Origin of the sequence: Dinoroseobacter shibae DFL 12 = DSM 16493 (genome assembly GCF_000018145.1) — a bacterium.
GTDB lineage: Bacteria > Pseudomonadota > Alphaproteobacteria > Rhodobacterales > Rhodobacteraceae > Dinoroseobacter > Dinoroseobacter shibae.
The window spans coordinates 692456-710510 of sequence record NC_009952.1 but is presented as its reverse complement, the minus strand read 5'-3'; the positions used below and the strand labels follow the sequence as shown (position 1 = coordinate 710510).

Genomic DNA, 18055 nt, shown 5'->3' with positions numbered 1-18055 from the left:
ACATGCGGTCACAGCTGGACCGGACCCCGGCGCGCCCAGCGCTGCTTGAGCCATTTGGGACCTTGTGTATGATCTATCCGGGGCGACGGGGACACGCGCCGAGCGCGCCTGCAAGGGGAAACACATGAGAATTAGCGCCGTGCTGTGGTGCAAGGACGAGGTCGCGCTTTTGCCCTACGCGGTCGCACAATTGCTGCGCTCCGGGGTGTACTCGGTCTCGATCATGGATGACGGGTCCACCGATGGCACCGCGATCGCGCTCGACACCCTGCACGCCGTCCTGCCCAACGTGCATATCTGCCCAAGGGTCAAGAACCTGCAGGACGCGCTGTCCATGGACGGGCCGGTGTTCGGGCCGATCATCGCGCGGGACCGGCCCGACTGGCTGCTGGTGGGCGACCCGGACGAGTTCTGGATCCCCCGCACCGGGGACCTGCGCAGCCTGCCCGCCCTTCGGACCTGCGACGTGCTGGTGGTCGACCGGTTCAATGCTGCACTCTCCAGTGGTAAAATCGACCCGGGAATGATCGACAGCCAGGCTGCCCTGTGCAACCTGCCTCTCGTGGTGGAGCGCCGGCGCATGACCCGCGCGATCATGGCCGAGAATCCCGATCTGCGCTGGGTAGAGCATCACGACCCGCCCAAGGTGATGGTCCGCCCCGACATGGTCGCCAGCTTCGATCTGGGCATGCACGACGCTACCAGCGCCTCCGGGGCCGAGTTGCGGCGCGGCCAAGCGGGCGGCGTCCTGATCGCGCACCTGCCCTTCACCACCTTTTCCCGGTTCGAGCGAAAGATCCAGAACATCGCCAAGGTGTTCGATCGGTTCGACGCCGATCACTCGGGCGCACGGGGCTGGCACTGGCGCCGCTGGCTGGAGATCGCCGAGAACGGCGAGCTGGCCCAGGAATACGCCCGCCAGTTCTTCCCGCCCAAGACGCTGAACCAGATGCGCGCCAAAGGGCGGGTGGCCACCGCCAACGATATCTTCGCCCGCCGGATGGCCGAGGCCGCCGCCCACAAGGCGCAGGCGGCGGAAACCTGATGCGGCTGGCGGTGATGCAGCCCTATCTCTACCCCTACCCGCTTTATTTTCACCTGATCGCCTCGGTGGACCGCTTCGTGGTGTTCGACTGCGTGCAGTTCCCCCGCCGCGGCCGGGTCCACCGCGCGCCCCTGCCCGGTGCTGGCTGGCTGACCCTGCCGCTTGCGCCCCAGCCCCGGGACACGACGATCCAGGCGCTGCGCTTCGCGGATGCAGCACAGCGGCTCTGGTCCGACCGGCTCGCCGCCCTGCCCTGGCTCGGCCCGGAGCTTACCGCCCGGCTCGCCCCCCTCGGCGCGGATGTCACCGGCTACCTGGTCGACCAGCTGCGCGGGGTTTGCGCGCGGCTCGGGATCACGACGCCGCTCCTGCGCAGCTCGGCGCTTGACCTGCCCCGGGCCGCGCGCGGCACGGACCGGGTGATCGCCGCCGCCCGGGCCTTGGGGGCGGATCACTACGTGAACCTGCCCGGCGGGCGCCCACTCTATGATCCCGCCACCTTCGCCGCCGCGGGGCTGGAGCTGTCGTTTCTCGCCCCCTATGCCGGCCCGCACGCCTCCCTGCTTCATGCCCTCGCGACGCAGCCCGTCGCCACCCTGCAGGACGAGCTGGCCCGCCTGCCCGCCCCGGAAAGGGCCCTGCCGTGAGCTTGCGCAGCCCCGACGCCCTGCGGCGCTACTACGACAGCCGTCTCGCCGCCCATGGCGACACGGCCCAAGGCGCAGGCTGGCCGAACGAGGCCGACCGGCAGACGCGCTTCGCGGTCATGCGCGCCCTCGCCCCGGACGGAAGGATGGAGGATCTCTGTGATCTTGCCTGCGGCACCGGCGCCTTTCTCGACCACCTGCACGCGGCCGCGACGCCCCCGGCGCGCTATCTCGGACTCGACATCTCCGAGACCGCCATTGCGACCGCCCGGGCCAAGCACGGGGCCGACCGCTTCGCCGTCCACGACCTGCTGGCGGACCCGGCCCCGGGGCCGTTCGACTACGTGGTCGCCAATGGGCTCTTCACCGTGAAGGACAGCCTGAGCGCGGCGGAAATGTGGGATTTCCTGCGCACCGCCACCACCGCCATGTGGGACATGACCCGGGTGGGCATGGCCTTCAACGTGATGTCGGCGGTGGTCGACTGGCAACGCGAGGATCTCTTCCATGTGGAGGCGGATGCGCTCCTGCGCTGGCTCTACGCGCTGGCCGGGCGGCGGGTGATCCTGCGGGCCGATTACGACCTCTACGAGTACACGGCCTATGTCTACCGCGCGCCCCTCGCCACCCGCCCGGGCCAAGGATTTTAAGCAAAATCCTTGGCAAAATCCTTCCGCAAGGATTTTGCGCCCGGCGGCACGCTCAGCCTTTCGTCAACCGCGCGCGCAGCTCGATCTTCAGCACCTTGCCGTAATTGTTCTTCGGCAATTCGGGCAGCGCGATATAGGCCTTGGGCCGCTTGAACCGGGCGATCTGCGACAGGCAATGGGCATCCAGCACCCCCGGATCCATCTCCGCCCCCGGGGCCGGGACCACGAAGGCCACCACCTCCTCGCCCCATTCCGCGTGGGGCCGACCCACCACCGACACCTCCGCCACCTGCGGATGGGTCAGGAGCACCTCTTCCACCTCGCGCGGATAGACGTTCGAGCCCCCCGAGATGATCATGTCCTTGGACCGGTCCACCATGGTGACATACCCGTCCGCGTCCATCCGGCCCATGTCGCCGGTCCAGAGCCAGCCGTCCCTGATCGTCTCCGCCGTCGCCTCCGGCCGGTTCCAGTAGCCCAGCATCAGCCCCGCGCCGCGCACCGCGATCTCGCCGGTCTCGCCCGGGGGTACCGGCCGGCCCTCGGCATCGAGGATCGCGACATCGCTGATCGTCTGCGCCACCCCGACCGAGGCCAGCCTTGCCTGCCAATCCGGATGGCTGCGGTCCGAGACATCCGCGCGGCTGAGCGCGGTGATGCTCATGGGGTACTCCCCCTGCCCGTAAACCTGCACGAACCGGTCGCCCAGAACCTCCACCGCCTCGATGATATCGGCCAGGTACATCGGCCCGCCCGCATAGACGATCGTCTTGATGCCGTCGCCCGTGTCGCCCCGCGCCTTGGCCACATCGATCATCCGCCGCACCATCGTCGGCGCGGCGAACAGGCTCACCTGGCGCATCTCGCGGGCCAGATCGAAGATCTCCGCCGGGTCGAACCCGCCGCTCTCGGGCACCACGTGGCGCGCGCCGCGCAGCACATGCATGAAGTTGTAGACCCCGGCCCCGTGGCTCATGGGCGCCGAATAGAGGATCGCGTCCTGCGCCGTCACCTCGTCCACGTCCACGAAATAGCTCAGCGTCATGGCCGTCAGCGTGGCAAAGCTCATCATCACGCCCTTGGGCTTGCCGGTCGTACCCGAGGTATAGAACAGCCAGGCCAGATCGCCGCTGGCCCGTGCCACCGGTGCCGCCATGGGCGGGGCGGCCAGCATTTCGCCAAAGGCCGCACTGCCGGTGACCACGCAGGCGCAGTCGGGCGCAGCCTCCGCCAAGCCCTCGGCCAGGTCCGGGGTCACGAGGCACAGCGCAGCCTCCGCATCGGACAGGATCCAGGCCGCCTCCCGCGGGTGCAGCTTGGAATTGATCGGGATCGCGGCGGCCCCGCACCACCAGATGCCATAGAGCACGCGCAGGTAATCGGTGCTGTTCTTCATGAACACGCCGATACGGTCGCCCTTGCCCAGACCGCGCGCCGACAGGGCCGCGCCGATCCGGGCCGCCTGGTCCGCGAACCCGGCATAATCCGTCTCCAGCCGCGTGCCGGTGTAAAGCGCCGGCGCATCCGGGCAGCGCGCCGCAGTCCTCTGAAGCCAAAGCGCAAAGTTCATCGAAAGTTCCTCGTCCCCGTCCGGGTGCGCGCAGGCTAGAGCAGCCCGCGCAACACTGTCTAGCCGCCCAGCCCCGGCAGCCAGGTGGCCAGAGGCGGGAACAGGATCAAGAGCGCCACCAGCAACAGCGAGCACGCGATGAACGGGATCGCGGCGAGGTAGATCTCCCGCATGGTGGTGCTGGGCGGCGCCACCCCCTTCATCACGAACAGGAGCAGCCCGAAGGGCGGGGTGGTGAAGCTGATCTCCAGCGCCAGCAGCATGATCAGCGCGAACCAGATCAGATCAAACCCGAGGCTTTGCGCCAGCGGGAAGAAGATCGGCACCGTCAGCAGCATGATCGAGATCTGCTCCATGAACATCCCCAGCACCAGCAGAACCCCGAACATCGCCAGCAGCATCCAGATCGGGTCCAGGTCGAACCCCGTGGCCCAGCCGATCAGCCCGCCGGACGCCCCGGAGAACGCCAGAAGCTGGCTGAACGTGGCCGAGCCGAACACGATCATGTAGGCCATCAGCGTCACCTTCAGCGCGCCCACCACCGAGCGCCGCAGCGCCTCCACCGTCAGGCAGCGGAACGCCGCCGCGAGGATGATCACACCCAGCGCGCCAAAGGCCGCCGCCTCCGACGGGGTGACGATGCCGAAGATCATCAGCGACACGATCACCACCATCACCCCCACCATGGGCACCACGTCCCGCAACAGCAGCCCGAGCTTCGCGCCCAGCGACACCTCCGCCACCTCGTAGGCCGGGGCCGCACTCGGGTCGCGCCGGGTCTGGATCCAGATCGTGGCGATATAGAACCCCGCCAGCATCAGCCCCGGGATCACCCCCGCGATCAGCAACGCGCCCACATCGATCTGCGCCAGCGTCGCCAGCAGCACCGCAAGGGCCGAGGGCGGGATGATGATCGCCAGCCCCCCGGTCCCGAGGATCGGCCCGATGCTCATGTGCGACTTGTAGCCCCGCGCATTCATCTCCGGCACCATCAGGCTGCCCAGCAGCGCCGTGGACCCCATGGACGAGCCCGACAGGGTCGAAAACCCCGTCCCCCCCAGCACCGTGACATAACTCAACCGCCCCGGCAGCCGGCCCAGAAGCCGGTCGATGGCCGTGAACATCCGCCCCCCCAGCCCGGTATGAAAGAAGATCTCCCCCATCAGCAGGAACAACGGGATCGGCACCAGGGCATAGGTCGTCAACGCCCCCAACCCGTTGTTCAACAGCTGCACGATCCCCCGCTCGCCGCCCATGAACACCCAGGCCCCGAGGATATTGGCCGCCAGAAAGGCCAGTGCCACGGGCATGCCCAACGCCATGAGCGCCACGATCGCGCCCAGCAGCAGGGCCAAAGCCTCGAACCAGTCCATCTACTCGTGTATCCCCGCCTCGCCCGAATGCAGGATCTCGCGCCCGACCACGAACCGCGCGAATTCCACCGCCATGAAGCCGAACGCGACCGGGAAGGAAATCGTCAGCAGCCACCGGGGATAGAAATAGGCCCGCACGTCGAAGTCGTTGCGCTGCAGGTTGCGCAGGCACAGCTCCACGCCCTTCCACGCCAGCACCACGCAGACCAGCACACACAAGAGCGCCACGAACCGGCTCACCACCTGCCGCAGCCCCTCGGGCAAGGCGGCGGTGACCAGCTCGATATGCACATGCCCCTTCTCGCGCACCAGCCAGGGCGCGCCCAGCATGGTCAGATAGAGGATGCTGTACTCGGCCGAGGTGAACAGCCACGCGAAGGGCTGCATCCCCAGATTGCGCATCGCCACCGACGCGATGACCGACACCATCAACCACACCAGCCCCGCCCCGGCGAGCACCGCCATGGCGAGGATCATGAAATCATATGTCCGGCTGAGCACGCGCATCGCGGGCAAGGCGCGCCGACGATCCCGCCGGCGCGCCGCACACTCAGTCCAGCGCCGGATCGTAGTAGAGAGAGATCAGCGTGTCGTAATTGCCGTCGCCCGAAGGATGCTCCGCCATCAGGCCGCGCATCCGCTCCCAGGTCTTCTCCCGCGCCGCCGCGAGGTAACGCTCCTTGGCCTCGCCCTCCAGGCTGACGACCTGCATGCCGCCCTCTTCGAGCGCTGCGAAATCCGCGTCCCGCTTGGCGCGCAGGGCCTCGACACTGTCCCTCTCATGCTGGATCGCCACATCCTGAAGGATGGTTTTCGCCTCGTCGCTCAGGCTCTCCCATTTCTCCAGGTTCACGATCACGCCGAGGTCGGTGGAAAAGAAATTCGGCTCGATCCGGTAGTTCAGGAACTCGTTCCATTTCAGGTCGATCAGCCCGATCTGGGTCCAGCCCGTGGCATCCACCACGCCCCGCTCCAGCGCGGCATAGACATCCGTGGTCGGCAGGTCGATCACCTGCGCGCCCAGATACTCGGTGAAGAAGGCGTTGTAGACCGCGTTGCCGCGCAGCTTGATGCCCTCCACGCTCAGATCGCCGTTCTCCTCGAATTGCGGCTCATCCTTGGTCCACAGGTTGTAGGACACCCCGCTGTCGAACCAGCCGAGGTAATAGACCCCCATCTTCTCCTGGTGGATCTGGTTCATCAGGTCGGTGCCACCATTCTCGCGCGCCTCGACCGCCGTCAGGTTGGACGCCACCATGGCGTCCTTCTCGGGCACCGTGCCGCCGTAGAACGAGCCCGGCGTATAGACCATGTCCACGATCCCGTCGCGCACCGCGTCGGGCTGCTGGAACATGCCGATCGCCTCGGGCCCGCCGCGCACCTCGATCTGCACCACGCCCTCGCCCGCGGCATTCACCTTGTCCACGAACTCCAGGAAGCTCTGGGTATAGATCAGGGTCGTGGGGAAGGCGTGGACCGCCGTCAGCGTCTCGGTCGCCTGCGCCGCCCCGCCGAGGCCGAGGCCTGCGGCCAGCGCGCCGCTCAGTACGTAGTGTTTCATTCTGGTTTCTCCCTTTTATGCGGACCGCTCCGGGCGGCCCCTCCCTGTGGTCTTTTCTGTCATGTCCAGCGCCGCCCAGGGCCGCGCCGCGGCATCGGCCGCCCGAAACGCCGCAATCTCCGCCCCGTAGGCGCGGGTCAGGTCGATATCGTCCAGACCCTCGATCAGCTTGCGTCGCCACACGGGGTCGAGGGTGAAGCCCACGGTCCCCAGCGGCCCGCGCAGCGCGCAAGCCTCCAGATCCACGGTCATCTGCCGCGCCCCGCGTTCCAGCCCGCGCAGCAGGGCCGCGCCATCCTCGGGCCGCACCTGCACCGGGCAAAGCCCGTTATTCACCGCGTTGGCCGCGAAAATGTCCCCGAAGCTCGGCGCGACCACTGCCCGGATACCAAAATCCATCAGGGCATAGACCGCCGCCTCCCGCGACGAGCCGGACCCGAAATTCCGCCCCGTCACCAGGATCGTGGCACCCGCATTCTCGACCCGGTTCAGGGCGAACTCGGGCCGCGGCACACAGCCATCGCAAAAGCGCAGATCATGCAGCAGGTATCGCCCGTACCCTTCGGCCCGCGGCGTGGACATGAACCGCGCCGGGATCAGCTGGTCGGTATCGACCGCCTCCATCGGCAGGGCCGCCGCGCGCCCGGTGTGCCGGGTCCAGCCGCGCGCGCTCATGCCACCGCCCGCCCGGCCAGAAGGGGCCGCACATCGGTGATCTCGCCGGTGACGGCGGCGGCGGCGACCATGGCGGGCGACATCAGATGCGTCCGCGCCCCCGGCCCCTGCCGCCCCCGGAAATTCCGGTTGGTAGAAGAGGCACAGCGCTTGCCCGGCGCCACGAGGTCCCCATTCATGCCCACGCACATGGCACAGCCCGCCTCGGTCCATTCCAGCCCCGCGGCAATGAAGATCTCCGCCAGACCCTCCTGCTCCGCCTGCGCCTTGATCCGCGCGGACCCGGGGGTGACCTGCCCGGGCACCCGTGCGCGCCGCCCGGCCAGCACGGCGGCCGCGGCGCGCAGATCCTCGATCCGGCCATTGGTGCAGGAGCCGATGAAGACCTGATCCACGGGCGTGCCTGCAATCGGCGCCCCGGCCCGTAACCCCATATAAGTTAACGCAGAATTAACCTCGGAACCTTCCCCGCGGGGAAGGTTTTCGGTCACCGGAATGGCCTGGTCAGGCCGCGTGCCCCAGGTCACGACCGGCGCAATCGCCGCACAATCGAGGGTTTCTTCCCGGTCGAACACGGCGTCCTCGTCGCTGCGCAAGGCGGCCCAGTCTTCCACCGCGCGGCCCCAATCGGCCCCGTCGGGCGCATGGGGCCTTCCCCGCAGGTAAGCAAATGTCGTCTCGTCCGGCGCGATCAGGCCCAGCTTCGCACCGCCCTCGATCGACAGGTTGCAAAGCGTCATCCGCCCCTCCATCGACAGGCGCCGCACCGCCTCGCCGGTGTATTCGATGGCATGGCCGCGCGCGCCGTCCGAGCCCAGGGCCGCGATCCAGGCCAGTGCGAGGTCCTTGGCGCCCACCCCCGGCCCGAGCCGCCCGTCGAACCGCAGGCGCAAGGTCTTCGGCCGGGTCTGCCAGACTGTCTGGGTCGCCAGCACATGGGCCACCTCGGTCGCCCCAATCCCGAAGGCCAGCGCCCCGAACGCCCCATGGGTCGAGGTATGGCTGTCGCCGCAGTTGATCGTCAGCCCCGGCAAGGTCAGCCCCTGCTCCGGTCCGATCACATGGACGATCCCCTGATCGCGGTCGAAAAGATCGAAAAGCCGAATTTGGTGAATTTCCGCGTTCTCGCGCAGCCGGGCGATCATCGCCCGGATCTCCGGCGTCGCCCCCTCCGCCGCCCGGTCGCGGGTCGGCGCGTAGTGGTCCATCACCGCAAAGGTCTGCGCCGGGGCGGCCACGGACAGGCCCCGCTCGGCCAGCTTGGCAAAGGCATGGTGCGACCCCTCGTGCAGCAGGTGCCGGTCCACCCACAGAAGCGACGCGCCATCTTCCCGGCGGGTAACCTCATGGGCCGCCCAGAGCTTCTCCAGCAGGGTCCGCGGCGTGCTCATGGGTCGGTCTCCGGCGGCGCGCCGATCACCGGCTGCCAATGGCGATCCTCCCCCGCGCCGACCCGGCTCAGGGTCATGTCCAGCCGGTAAAGGTCCGGCCGGTAAAGCGCCGAGAGGTACTCCACCCACTGCCCCTGATCATCGGTCACGATCCGGGTCAGCGCCGTCAGGGCCGACCCGACGCTCACATCGAGCGCCGCGGCCACCTCCGGCGTGGCCAGGGTCGCGGTCACGGACTGGCGCGCGGACGCGATCCGCACTCCGCTGCGCTCCAGCAGGCGAAAGAGCGGCGTTGTCGCGAGATCCGCTTCGGAATAGTTCGTCGCGATCTCGGCGGGCACATGGGTCGTCAGGTGCGAGAACGGCACCCCGCGCAGCAGGCGCACGCGGACCGCGGTCTGCACCGTGACCGCCTCCGCCAGCCCCAGCGCCCGGACCACCGCCGCCGGCGCGGGACCATAGGCAAAGGACAGCAGCCGCGCCTCGGTGCGCTGGCCCATCTCCACGAGCTGCGGCATGAGTGAGGCGAGGTTGCCCGCCAGCGGCGTGTCCTGCGCGGTCTCCCGCACGGTGCTGCCCGCCCCCGCCCGCTTGTCGATCAGCCCGTCATCGGCCAGGGCCTCCAGCGCGCGGCGGATCGTGACCCGGCTGACGCCGTACTGGGCGGCCATCTTCTGCTCGCCCGGCAGGGTATCGCCCGGGCGCAACGCGCCACGGCTGAGCATGTCCCGCAGCTGCAGGTAGACCCGCCGGGCCTTGCCGCCTTCGGGCAGATGGGTGCCGCTGCCACCGTCCACTGAAACCCCTCCTTCTCCACGGTGAAGATTAGCCCGGTCCGCGCAAAGCGCAAGAAATGGCACGACACAGACTACACTTTTGCGGTTTTTGAGATACCATGACCTGTATTGCAAAGCAGACAGGTCACGATCTGCAAGAGGGGGAGGGACGACGCATATGCCGGTTATCGAGGTACATCTGATCGCGGGATACGGGGACGAGGTGAAGACCCGGCTGGGCAAGGCCCTGACCGATGGCGCACGGCTGGTCATCCCGGCCGACCCCGACGGGATCACCGTGCTGACCCATGAGGTCGCGGCCTCTGGCTACATGCGCGGCGGGCAGAACCGCTTCCCCGCGCCGCCCCTGCCCGACCCGGCCGAGACCGTGCAGGCGTACCTCGCGGCGATGGAGGCGCGCGATCTCGACACCGCCGCGGGGTATCTGGGCGCGGAGTTCGAGATGATCTTTCCGGGCGGGGTCCGCATGACCGATCTCGACGCGCTCGTGGCCTGGTCCGCCGAGCGTTACAAGCGGGTCACCAAGACCTTCGAGGGCATCGACACCGCCCCGTCCGAGACCGGCGCGGTGGTCCATTGCCACGGCACCCTGTCGGGCCTCTGGCCGGACGACACGCCGTTCGAGGGCATCCGCTTCATCGACCGGTTCGAGCTGACCGACAGCAAGATCACCCGCCAGGAGGTCTGGAACGACATGGCCGCCGCGATGCAGGCCCGGAAAGACCCTGCATGACCACGCCCGAGATCGACCCGATCACCCTGGCCGTGCTCGCCGGGCGGATGGAGCAGATCGCCGACGAGATGGACGCGACGCTCTTCCGCGCGGCGTTCAACCCGATCATCGCAGAGGCGCATGATGCCTCCCACGGGCTTTACCATGCAGAGACCGGCGACACGCTGGTGCAGGGCAAGTCCGGCCTGCCGATCTTCGTGGGTGTGATGGCCTTTGCGGTGAAGGCGGTGATCGAGAAGGCCGCGCGCGACGGCGACCTGGCCGAGGGCGATGTCTATATCTTCAACGACGCCCATATCGGCGGCACCCACCTGAGCGACATGCGGCTGGTGCGGCCGTTCTTCCGGGATGGCAAGCTGGTCTGCTACCTCGCCTCGGTCGGCCATTGGCACGATGTGGGCGGGGCGGTGCCGGGCAACTACAACCCCGCGGCCATGGAGGTGTTTCAGGAGGCCTTCGTCCTGCCGCCGGTGAAACTGGTGCGCGCGGGTGTGCTGCAACAGGACATCGTCGATATCCTGCTGCGCAACACCCGCCTGCCCGCCTCGGCCCAGGGCGATCTGAACGGGCAGTTGAGCGCACTGGATCTGGGCGCAAAACGGCTCGACGCCCTGCTGAACGACTATGGCACGGACACCGTGCAGGCGGCCCTGACCGCCCTGACCGACCGGGCCGAGACGCTCATGCGCGCCGAGATCGCCGCCCTGCCCGATGGCCGGTGGAAGGCGGAGGATTTCCTCGACAATGACGGGATCGACCCGGAGGCGCTGCCGATCCGGGTCGCGCTGGAGGTCACGGGCGACCGGCTGACGCTCGATTTCACCGGCACGGCGGGCGCGGTGAAGGGGCCGGTCAACATCGCCCTGCCCACAGCGATTGCCACGGCCTACGTGGCGATCAAGCATATCTTTCCGAACCTGCCCGCCAATGCCGGGGTGATGCGCCCGATCACGGTGACGGTGCCCGAGGGATCGCTGCTTGCAGCGGAATTCCCCGCACCCACGGGGGGGTATACCGAGACGATCCTGCGCATGATCGACGTGATCTTTTCCGCCGCCGCGCAGGCAGCGCCGGAGCGGGTGGTTGCCAATGCCTATGGCACGATCAACGCGCTGTCGATTGCCGGGACGCGGGCCAACGGGGCGCGCTGGGTGATGTTTTCCTTCTACGGCGGCGGGCATGGTGGCAGCCTCGAGAGCGACGGGCTGAACCACGGCAATGCACCGATTTCCACTGCCACAATCCCACCTGCGGAGATCCTGGAGGCGGCCTATCCCGTGATGTTCCGGCAATGGGCGCTGCGCCCCGACAGCGCGGGCGCGGGGGCGCAGCGTGGGGGCCTCGGCGCGGTTTACGAGATCGAGTTGCTGGAGGAGGAGGCCGAGGCGTTTCTGTTCGGCGAGCGCGGGCGGTTCGCGCCGCAAGGGGTCGCGGGCGGCGGGGCGGCGGCGCTCAATGTGTTCGCCCATGAGACCGACGCAGGCTGGCAAACCCCGGCGCTGGCCTCGAAAGCCGTGGGCATGAAGCTGCGGCGCGGGCAGCGGGTCCGGTTGGAGACGCCGGGCGGCGGGGGCTACGGCCCGGCGGCGGCGCGCGCGCCGGAACGTGTCGCGCGGGACGTGGCGCTTGGCTATCTGAGCCCCGAGGTGGCGACCGAAACCTACGGTCCCGCCTGGCAGGAGCTGCCGGTATGAGCGTTCTGGTGGGCGTGGATGTGGGGGGCACCTTCACCGATGTGTTCGTTCTCGACGAGGCGGCGGGCACCGCGCGGGTGGCCAAGGTGCCGACCTCGCGGCCCGACCAGTCGGGCGGATTTCTTGACGGGATCGGCGTGCATGTGGCGGATTTCGGCGCCCTGGGCGCGGTGGTCCATGGCACGACTGCCGGGACCAATGCCCTGCTGGAGCGCAAGGGCGCGAAGGTGGGCGTGATCACCACGCAAGGGTTCCGCGACGTGTTGGAGATGCGGCGCCGGGACCGGCGGCAGACCTGGGGGCTGCGGGGCGATTTCACGCCCGTGGTGCCCCGCGACCTGCGCCTGGAGGTGCCGGAACGGGTGCTGGCCGATGGCACGGTGCACACGCCCGTGGATCTGGAGGCGGTGCGGGCGGCGGCGGTGCAACTGCGCGAAGCAGGCTGCGACGCCATCGCGGTGCTGTTCGTCAACAGCTATGCCAACCCGGCCAACGAGGCGGCGGCGCTGGAGGCGGTGCGCGCCCTCTGGCCCACGCCCCATGTCAGCGGCTCGGCGGAGATCCTGCCGGAATTGCGGGAGTTCGAGCGGTTCTCGACCACCGCTTTGAACGCGTACCTTCAGCCCGAGGTGGCGGGGTATCTCGACCGGCTGGGCGGGGCGTTGGGGCGCGGCGGCTTTGGCGGCGAGTTCCTGATCGTGCAGTCCAATGGCGGTGTGATGAGCGTCGAGACGGCGTGTGCCCGGCCCGTGCGCACGGCGCTGTCGGGGCCCGCGGCGGGGGTGACGGCGGCGGCCTATATCGCCGAAAGCGCCGGGTTTCCGGACGTGATCACGGGCGACATGGGCGGGACCAGCTTCGACGTGGCGCTGGTCACCGGTGGCACCCCGGCGCTGAGCCCGCAGACGGCAATCGATTTCGGCATGGTCGTGCGCACCCCGATGATCGAGATCGCGACCATCGGCGCGGGCGGTGGCTCCATCGCCTGGGTCGACAAGGGCGGGCTCTTGCAGATCGGCCCGGAAAGCGCGGGCTCGACCCCCGGCCCGGTGGCTTACGGGCAGGGCAATACGCGGCCCACGGTCACGGATGCCAACGTGGTGCTGGGGCGGATCGATCCGGAGCGGCCGATTGGCGGCGCACTCGCGCGGCTGGACGTGGCGGCGGCGCGGTCGGCCATCGCGGCCCATGTGGGCGCTCCGCTGGGTCTCGACCCGTTGGCGGCGGCCGAAGCGATCCTGACCGTGGCGAATGCGCGGATGGCGGGGGCGATCCGGCTGGTGAGCATCGAGCGCGGGCATGACCCCAAGGATTTCGCCTTCATGCCCTTCGGCGGGGGCGGCGCGCTCCATGCCGGGGCGCTGCTGCGCGAGGTGGGGCTGGGGCGCGCGATCATCCCGCGCTATCCGGGCGTGACCTCGGCCATGGGCTGCGTGATCGCGGATATGCGGCAGGATTTCGTGCAGACCGTGGGCGGGATGCTGGGACCGGAGACGCCGGGGGTGCTGGCGCCGCTGCTGGAGGCCCATGTGGCCGACGGGATGGCGACCCTCGACGCCGCGCGGAGCCGGTTCGCCCGGCGCGAAGTTGAGGTCAGCCTCGACATGGCCTATCTCGGCCAGACCCATACGGTCGCGGTGCCGATCCCGGTGCGCCATGGTGCGGACGGGGTGGAGCCGCCCACGGTCGACGAGATCGCCGCGGCCTTCGATGCGGCCTACGGCGCGGCCTTCGGACGGCTCTTGCCCGGGGGCGTGCGGCGGGTGCTGAACCTGCGGACATCGGTGATCGGGCGGCGACCGAAATTCGACCTCGCCTCCCTCGCCCCGACGGACGCGGGCCCCGCGACCCCGCGCGCCACCCGCCCCGTGCATTTCGGCGACCGCTGGCACGAGACGGCCCTTTACGCCCGCCTCGCCCTGCCTGTGGGCACGGTGATCCGGGGCCCGGCCATCCTGGAGCAACCCGACACCACGATCCTGATCGAGCCCGGGCAGACCGGCACGGTGGACAGGTTCGGCAATCTCATCCTGACCTTCTCGCAGCCTGCGGAGCCCGCCCCATGAGCGCCCCCCTCGACCCCAAACGCACCGCCCTGCTGACCATCGATCTGCAGAACGACTTCCTTCACCCAGAGGGCGCCTACGGGCGCGCGGGCCAGACCGCGCCGCACCTGGTGGCCCTGCCCGACCGGATCGCCCCCCTGCGCGACCGGCTGCGCGAAAAGGGCGGAACCTTCATCTCGGCCCAGTTCACCCTGGTGCCCGACCGGGACGGAAATCCGCTGATCGCCGAGCATCTGCAACGCCTGCGCCCCTTCCTCGGGCGCGGGGATTTCCGCCCCGGTGGCTGGGGGCACGGCCTTGTGGACACGCTCGCGCCTGCGGATTTCACCATCGAGAAGGTCGCCTATTCAGCCTTCTACCAGACCCGTCTGGAATACATCCTGCGCGCGCTGGAGATCGATACGCTGATCATCGGCGGGATCGTGACCAATGGCGGCGTCGCCTCCACCGTGCGGGACGCCCATCTGCGCAACATCCACACCGTCCTGCTCGGCGATGGCAGCGGCGCCTTCGACCCGGCGGTGCACGACGCCACCCTGACCTCCCTCGGTACGGTCACCGAGATCCGCAGCTGCGCCGAGGCGGAGGCGATGCTGTGAGCGGCCCGGCCACCCCTTGCTGGGATTTCACCCGCCCCGGCATCGTGATGGCGCCCGGGGTCTATGACGCCCTGACCGCCTCGCTGGCCGAGGCCGCGGGGTTCCCCGCGCTCTACCTGTCGGGCGCGGCGGTCTCCTACACACGGCTCGGGCGGCCCGATATCGGCCTGACCTCGGTGACCGAGATGACCGAGACCCTGTCGCTGATCCGCGACCGGGTCAGCACGCCGATCATAATCGATGCGGACACGGGCTTCGGCAATGCGCTCAATGCCCAGCGCACCATGCGGCTCTATGAGCGCGCCGGGGCCAATGCGCTCCAGATCGAGGATCAGGCCTACCCCAAGCGCTGCGGGCATCTGGCCGACAAGACGCTGATCCCGGCGCAGGAAATGGCCGGCAAGATCCGCGCCATGGCCGATGCCCGCCACGCGGCGCAAACCCTGATCATCGCACGCACCGACGCGGTGGCGGTGGAGGGGTTCGAGGCCGCGCAGGAGCGGGCCGAGACCTACCTGGAGGCCGGGGCCGACATCCTGTTCATCGAGGCCCCGCAATCGGAAGCGCAACTGACCGCCATCGCCCAACGGTTCCGGGGTCGGGTACCCCTGCTTGCCAACATGGTGGAGGGCGGCGAGACCCCAATGAAATCCGCCCGGGAGCTCGAAGCGCTGGGATATGCGCTGGTCATCTTTCCCGGCGGGATCGTCCGGGCCCTCGCCCGCACAGCGGAAGCCTACTATCTGAGCCTGTCGGAGACCGGATCGAACGCGGCCTTCCGCGACCGGATGTTCGACTTCCAGGACCTGAACGCGCGGCTGGGCACGGCGGAGATGCTGGCGCGCGGAAAGGCCTATGAAGGACCGGGCACATGACCGTGACGGCCCCGCCAGAGGACGGGTTCGCGGTCACGGTGGACACGGTGATCGTGGGCGGCGGCGCGGCGGGCATGACCGCGGCCCTCGCCTGCCAGGAGGCCCGGCGCGCCTGCGTGATCCTGGAGCGGGACGCTGTGCAGACCGGGTCGACCGCGCTCTCGGCCGGGCTGATCCCGGCGGCGGGCAGTACCCTGCAGGCCGAGGCGGGGATCGACGACAGCGCAGAGCGTTTTGCCGCCGATATCCAGCGCAAGGCCGGGGGTGAGGCCGATCCGGAGGTGGTCGCGGCCCTGACCGCAGCCTCGGGTCCGACGCTCGACTGGCTGGCCGGGACCCACGGGATGCCGTTCTCGGTGGTGTCGGATTTCGACTACCCGGGCCATTCGCGCCGCCGGATGCACGGTCTGCCTAGCCGGGCGGGGCGGGAACTGGTGGACCGGTTGCGCAACACCTGCACCGCGCGCGGGATCGACATCCTGACCGGCGCCCATGTCACGACGCTCTTTGCCGATGCCGCGGGCCGGGTGCAGGGTGTCGGCTACGCGCGGCCCGATGGCGGGCTGGAAACCGTGGGCTGCGACCGCCTGATCCTGGCCTGCAACGGGTTCGGCGGCAATCCCGAGATGGTGGCCGCATACACGCCCGAGATCCGCGACGCGCTCTATTTCGGCCATGCGGGCAATACCGGCGACGCGATCCGCTGGGGGGAGGCGCTGGGCGCGCGGATGCGCCATCTGGGCGCCTATCAGGGCCATGGCAACGTCGCGCATCCCCATGGGGTCCTCGTGACCTGGGCGGTGCTTTCGGAGGGCGGCATCCAGGTCAACCGCGACGGCCGCCGGTTCTGGAACGAGCTGCAGGGCTATTCCGAGGCCGCGCGCACCGTCATCGCCCAGCCAGGGGGCGAGGCCTATGCCATCTTCGACAGCCGCATTGCCAGCATCGCGCGCCAGTTCGAGGATTTTCGCGCCGCTGAGGCCGCGGGCGCGATCGTGACCGCGGACACGCCCGAAGCGCTGGCCGCGCGGCTCGATCTGCCCGGGGGCGCGCTGGTGGAGACGATGGTGGAGATCGAAGGCACGACGACCTGCAACTTCGGGCGGGTGTTCGACCCGACCAAGCGGCTGCGCCCGCCCTATCACGGGGTGCGGGTGACCGGCGCGCTGTTTCACACCCAGGGCGGGCTCGACGTGACCGGCACGGGCCGTGTCAGGCGGGCGTCCGGCGGGCTGCTGCCGAACCTCTATGCGGTGGGCGGGGCCGCCTGCGGCGTGTCGGGGTCGGGCGATGACGGGTATCTGTCGGGCAACGGGCTGCTAAGTGCGGTGGTGCTGGGTCGGCTGGCCGGGGCGGCCTGAGCGCGCCCGGCGCTGCGCCTGTTCGACCTTACCCAGCGCAAGACCACCCCACCTTTCCCCGACCCCCGCAAAGCTCAAGTCTTCAAATATCCGCGCCGCAGGCCAGCGCAAAACCTCGTGTCCGGGGGCACCAACGGAAACTCAGGCTGGGGTCTGCACCCGCCGCCACTTGCGCGCCCGCGCCTCCCAGGGTTGGACCAGCGCGTATTCCAGCGCCAGCATCACCGCCACGAAACTCAGGGCATAGGCCAGCACGTAGCCAGTCTCGAAGAGCTGGAAATAGAGGTGGATCTGGAAGCCCACCCCGTTGGACCGGCCGAGGAATTCCACCACCAGCACGATCTTCCAGATGACCGCCAGCCCGTTGCGCACGGCGGTGGAGATGAAGGGCGCGAGCTGCGGGATCAGCACGTGGCGCAGGCGTTTCCAGGCCGAGAACCGATAGACCCGCGCCATTTCCGCCACGTCCGGGTCGAGCGAGCGGACCCCTTCGCGCATGATCACGATCACCATGGCGGTCTTGTTCAGCGCCACCGCCACGATCGCCGCAGTCTCGTTCAGCCCGATCCACAGGTAGCACAGCACGATCACCACCAGCGCGGGCAGGTTCAGGAAGAACACCACCCAGGGGTCGAGCCAGCGGTCCAGCGCGGGCATCTTGCCCAGCACCACGCCAATCACGCTGCCGATGCCCATGGCGAGGAAAAACGCGGCCGCGACCCGTTGCAGGGTCTGGGTGATGTGGAACACCAGCTCGCCGGAGCGCCACTCGCCCACCAGGATCGCCCAGACTTCCGCCGGGGGGGGCAGGACCGAGGAATCCGCCAGCCCCAACGCCGCGAGCTGCCAGGCGATGCCCAGCATCACCAGCGAGATCAGGGTCGTGCGCGTCTTCTCCGTCTTGGCCTTGATGTCCATGGGCGCAGTCTGGCACCTCGGCGGGCGCAGTCAAACCCTTGTGCGACATCCGGCTTTGCGACCTTGGTCCAATTCGCCCCCGCCGGGCGGGCTCCTAGGG

General features: G+C 69.1%; 17 protein-coding genes. 9 read left to right on the top strand and 8 right to left on the bottom strand.

Annotated features, from left to right (window positions below; genetic code table 11):
* Positions 1 to 124 precede the first annotated feature (124 nt).
* The 3 genes from DSHI_RS03595 to DSHI_RS03585 are packed head-to-tail and all read left to right on the top strand — an operon-like array spanning position 125 to position 2342.
* Positions 125 to 1045, top strand: a complete 921-nt coding sequence (locus tag DSHI_RS03595) for a glycosyltransferase family 2 protein (protein WP_012177381.1) — start codon at positions 125 to 127, stop codon at positions 1043 to 1045.
* Positions 1045 to 1692, top strand: a complete 648-nt coding sequence (locus tag DSHI_RS03590; RefSeq protein WP_012177380.1) for a WbqC family protein — start codon at positions 1045 to 1047, stop codon at positions 1690 to 1692. The genes DSHI_RS03595 and DSHI_RS03590 overlap by 1 nt, the downstream gene beginning before the upstream one ends.
* Positions 1689 to 2342 (top strand): class I SAM-dependent methyltransferase, encoded by a 654-nt coding sequence (locus tag DSHI_RS03585; protein ID WP_012177379.1) that lies wholly within the window; start codon positions 1689 to 1691, stop codon positions 2340 to 2342. Before DSHI_RS03590 ends, DSHI_RS03585 begins: the two co-directional genes overlap by 4 nt.
* A gap of 52 nt (positions 2343 to 2394) precedes the next feature.
* On the opposite strand, the gene DSHI_RS03580 is transcribed toward DSHI_RS03585, so the two are convergent.
* From DSHI_RS03580 to DSHI_RS03550, 7 genes are read right to left on the bottom strand one after another with little or no spacing between them, the layout of a single operon-like run.
* The gene (locus DSHI_RS03580) at positions 2395 to 3912 is read right to left on the bottom strand and encodes an AMP-binding protein (RefSeq protein ID WP_012177378.1); all 1518 of its coding nucleotides are present in this window, start codon (positions 3910 to 3912) and stop codon (positions 2395 to 2397) included.
* A gap of 59 nt (positions 3913 to 3971) precedes the next feature.
* Positions 3972 to 5285: a TRAP transporter large permease gene (locus DSHI_RS03575; protein WP_012177377.1), complete on the bottom strand. Its 1314-nt coding sequence runs from the start codon at positions 5283 to 5285 to the stop codon at positions 3972 to 3974.
* On the bottom strand, positions 5286 to 5792 hold the full coding sequence (locus DSHI_RS03570; protein WP_012177376.1) for a TRAP transporter small permease: 507 nt from the start codon (positions 5790 to 5792) through the stop codon (positions 5286 to 5288). It abuts the gene before it with no gap.
* 43 nt (positions 5793 to 5835) lie between these two features.
* Positions 5836 to 6846: a TRAP transporter substrate-binding protein DctP gene (gene dctP / locus DSHI_RS03565; RefSeq protein ID WP_012177375.1), complete on the bottom strand. Its 1011-nt coding sequence runs from the start codon at positions 6844 to 6846 to the stop codon at positions 5836 to 5838.
* A 15-nt stretch (positions 6847 to 6861) separates the two neighbouring features.
* Positions 6862 to 7521 (bottom strand): 3-isopropylmalate dehydratase small subunit, encoded by a 660-nt coding sequence (gene leuD / locus DSHI_RS03560; protein WP_012177374.1) that lies wholly within the window; start codon positions 7519 to 7521, stop codon positions 6862 to 6864.
* Complete coding sequence (leuC, locus tag DSHI_RS03555) at positions 7518 to 8912, bottom strand: 3-isopropylmalate dehydratase large subunit (RefSeq protein WP_012177373.1); 1395 nt, start codon at positions 8910 to 8912, stop codon at positions 7518 to 7520. The genes leuD and leuC overlap by 4 nt, the downstream gene beginning before the upstream one ends.
* Positions 8909 to 9709, bottom strand: coding sequence for a GntR family transcriptional regulator (locus DSHI_RS03550; protein WP_012177372.1), 801 nt, complete (start codon positions 9707 to 9709; stop codon positions 8909 to 8911). The genes leuC and DSHI_RS03550 overlap by 4 nt, the downstream gene beginning before the upstream one ends.
* Before the next feature lie 157 nt (positions 9710 to 9866).
* Between DSHI_RS03550 and DSHI_RS03545 the strand changes: the two genes are divergently transcribed.
* From DSHI_RS03545 to DSHI_RS03520, 6 genes are read left to right on the top strand one after another with little or no spacing between them, the layout of a single operon-like run.
* A complete protein-coding gene (locus DSHI_RS03545; RefSeq protein WP_012177371.1) occupies positions 9867 to 10442 on the top strand; it encodes a nuclear transport factor 2 family protein in 576 nt (191 codons plus the stop codon).
* The gene (locus DSHI_RS03540) at positions 10439 to 12136 is read left to right on the top strand and encodes a hydantoinase B/oxoprolinase family protein (protein ID WP_012177370.1); all 1698 of its coding nucleotides are present in this window, start codon (positions 10439 to 10441) and stop codon (positions 12134 to 12136) included. The genes DSHI_RS03545 and DSHI_RS03540 overlap by 4 nt, the downstream gene beginning before the upstream one ends.
* Positions 12133 to 14202, top strand: coding sequence for a hydantoinase/oxoprolinase family protein (locus DSHI_RS03535; protein WP_012177369.1), 2070 nt, complete (start codon positions 12133 to 12135; stop codon positions 14200 to 14202). Before DSHI_RS03540 ends, DSHI_RS03535 begins: the two co-directional genes overlap by 4 nt.
* Positions 14199 to 14801, top strand: coding sequence for a cysteine hydrolase family protein (locus tag DSHI_RS03530; protein WP_012177368.1), 603 nt, complete (start codon positions 14199 to 14201; stop codon positions 14799 to 14801). Before DSHI_RS03535 ends, DSHI_RS03530 begins: the two co-directional genes overlap by 4 nt.
* Before the next feature lie 47 nt (positions 14802 to 14848).
* Complete coding sequence (locus DSHI_RS03525; protein ID WP_050757872.1) at positions 14849 to 15676, top strand: isocitrate lyase/PEP mutase family protein; 828 nt, start codon at positions 14849 to 14851, stop codon at positions 15674 to 15676.
* Complete coding sequence (locus DSHI_RS03520) at positions 15673 to 17037, top strand: FAD-dependent oxidoreductase (protein ID WP_012177366.1); 1365 nt, start codon at positions 15673 to 15675, stop codon at positions 17035 to 17037. The genes DSHI_RS03525 and DSHI_RS03520 overlap by 4 nt, the downstream gene beginning before the upstream one ends.
* A gap of 141 nt (positions 17038 to 17178) precedes the next feature.
* Here the strand turns inward: DSHI_RS03520 and DSHI_RS03515 are convergent, their stop codons facing one another.
* Positions 17179 to 17955, bottom strand: a complete 777-nt coding sequence (locus tag DSHI_RS03515) for an ABC transporter permease (protein ID WP_012177365.1) — start codon at positions 17953 to 17955, stop codon at positions 17179 to 17181.
* Positions 17956 to 18055: the final 100 nt, after the last annotated feature.

What these genes read in the sequence shown, in the direction of transcription:
- DSHI_RS03595 (WP_012177381.1), top strand. Translation starts at nt 125, where the DNA reads ATGAGAATTAGCGCCGTGCTGTGGTGCAAGGACGAGGTCGCGCTTTTG.
- DSHI_RS03590 (WP_012177380.1), top strand. Translation starts at nt 1,045, where the DNA reads ATGCGGCTGGCGGTGATGCAGCCCTATCTCTACCCCTACCCGCTTTAT.
- DSHI_RS03580 (WP_012177378.1), bottom strand. Translation starts at nt 3,912, where the DNA reads ATGAACTTTGCGCTTTGGCTTCAGAGGACTGCGGCGCGCTGCCCGGAT.
- DSHI_RS03575 (WP_012177377.1), bottom strand. Translation starts at nt 5,285, where the DNA reads ATGGACTGGTTCGAGGCTTTGGCCCTGCTGCTGGGCGCGATCGTGGCG.
- DSHI_RS03570 (WP_012177376.1), bottom strand. Translation starts at nt 5,792, where the DNA reads ATGCGCGTGCTCAGCCGGACATATGATTTCATGATCCTCGCCATGGCG.
- dctP (WP_012177375.1), bottom strand. Translation starts at nt 6,846, where the DNA reads ATGAAACACTACGTACTGAGCGGCGCGCTGGCCGCAGGCCTCGGCCTC.
- leuD (WP_012177374.1), bottom strand. Translation starts at nt 7,521, where the DNA reads ATGAGCGCGCGCGGCTGGACCCGGCACACCGGGCGCGCGGCGGCCCTG.
- leuC (WP_012177373.1), bottom strand. Translation starts at nt 8,912, where the DNA reads ATGAGCACGCCGCGGACCCTGCTGGAGAAGCTCTGGGCGGCCCATGAG.
- DSHI_RS03545 (WP_012177371.1), top strand. Translation starts at nt 9,867, where the DNA reads ATGCCGGTTATCGAGGTACATCTGATCGCGGGATACGGGGACGAGGTG.
- DSHI_RS03540 (WP_012177370.1), top strand. Translation starts at nt 10,439, where the DNA reads ATGACCACGCCCGAGATCGACCCGATCACCCTGGCCGTGCTCGCCGGG.
- DSHI_RS03535 (WP_012177369.1), top strand. Translation starts at nt 12,133, where the DNA reads ATGAGCGTTCTGGTGGGCGTGGATGTGGGGGGCACCTTCACCGATGTG.
- DSHI_RS03530 (WP_012177368.1), top strand. Translation starts at nt 14,199, where the DNA reads ATGAGCGCCCCCCTCGACCCCAAACGCACCGCCCTGCTGACCATCGAT.
- DSHI_RS03525 (WP_050757872.1), top strand. Translation starts at nt 14,849, where the DNA reads ATGGCGCCCGGGGTCTATGACGCCCTGACCGCCTCGCTGGCCGAGGCC.
- DSHI_RS03520 (WP_012177366.1), top strand. Translation starts at nt 15,673, where the DNA reads ATGACCGTGACGGCCCCGCCAGAGGACGGGTTCGCGGTCACGGTGGAC.
- DSHI_RS03515 (WP_012177365.1), bottom strand. Translation starts at nt 17,955, where the DNA reads ATGGACATCAAGGCCAAGACGGAGAAGACGCGCACGACCCTGATCTCG.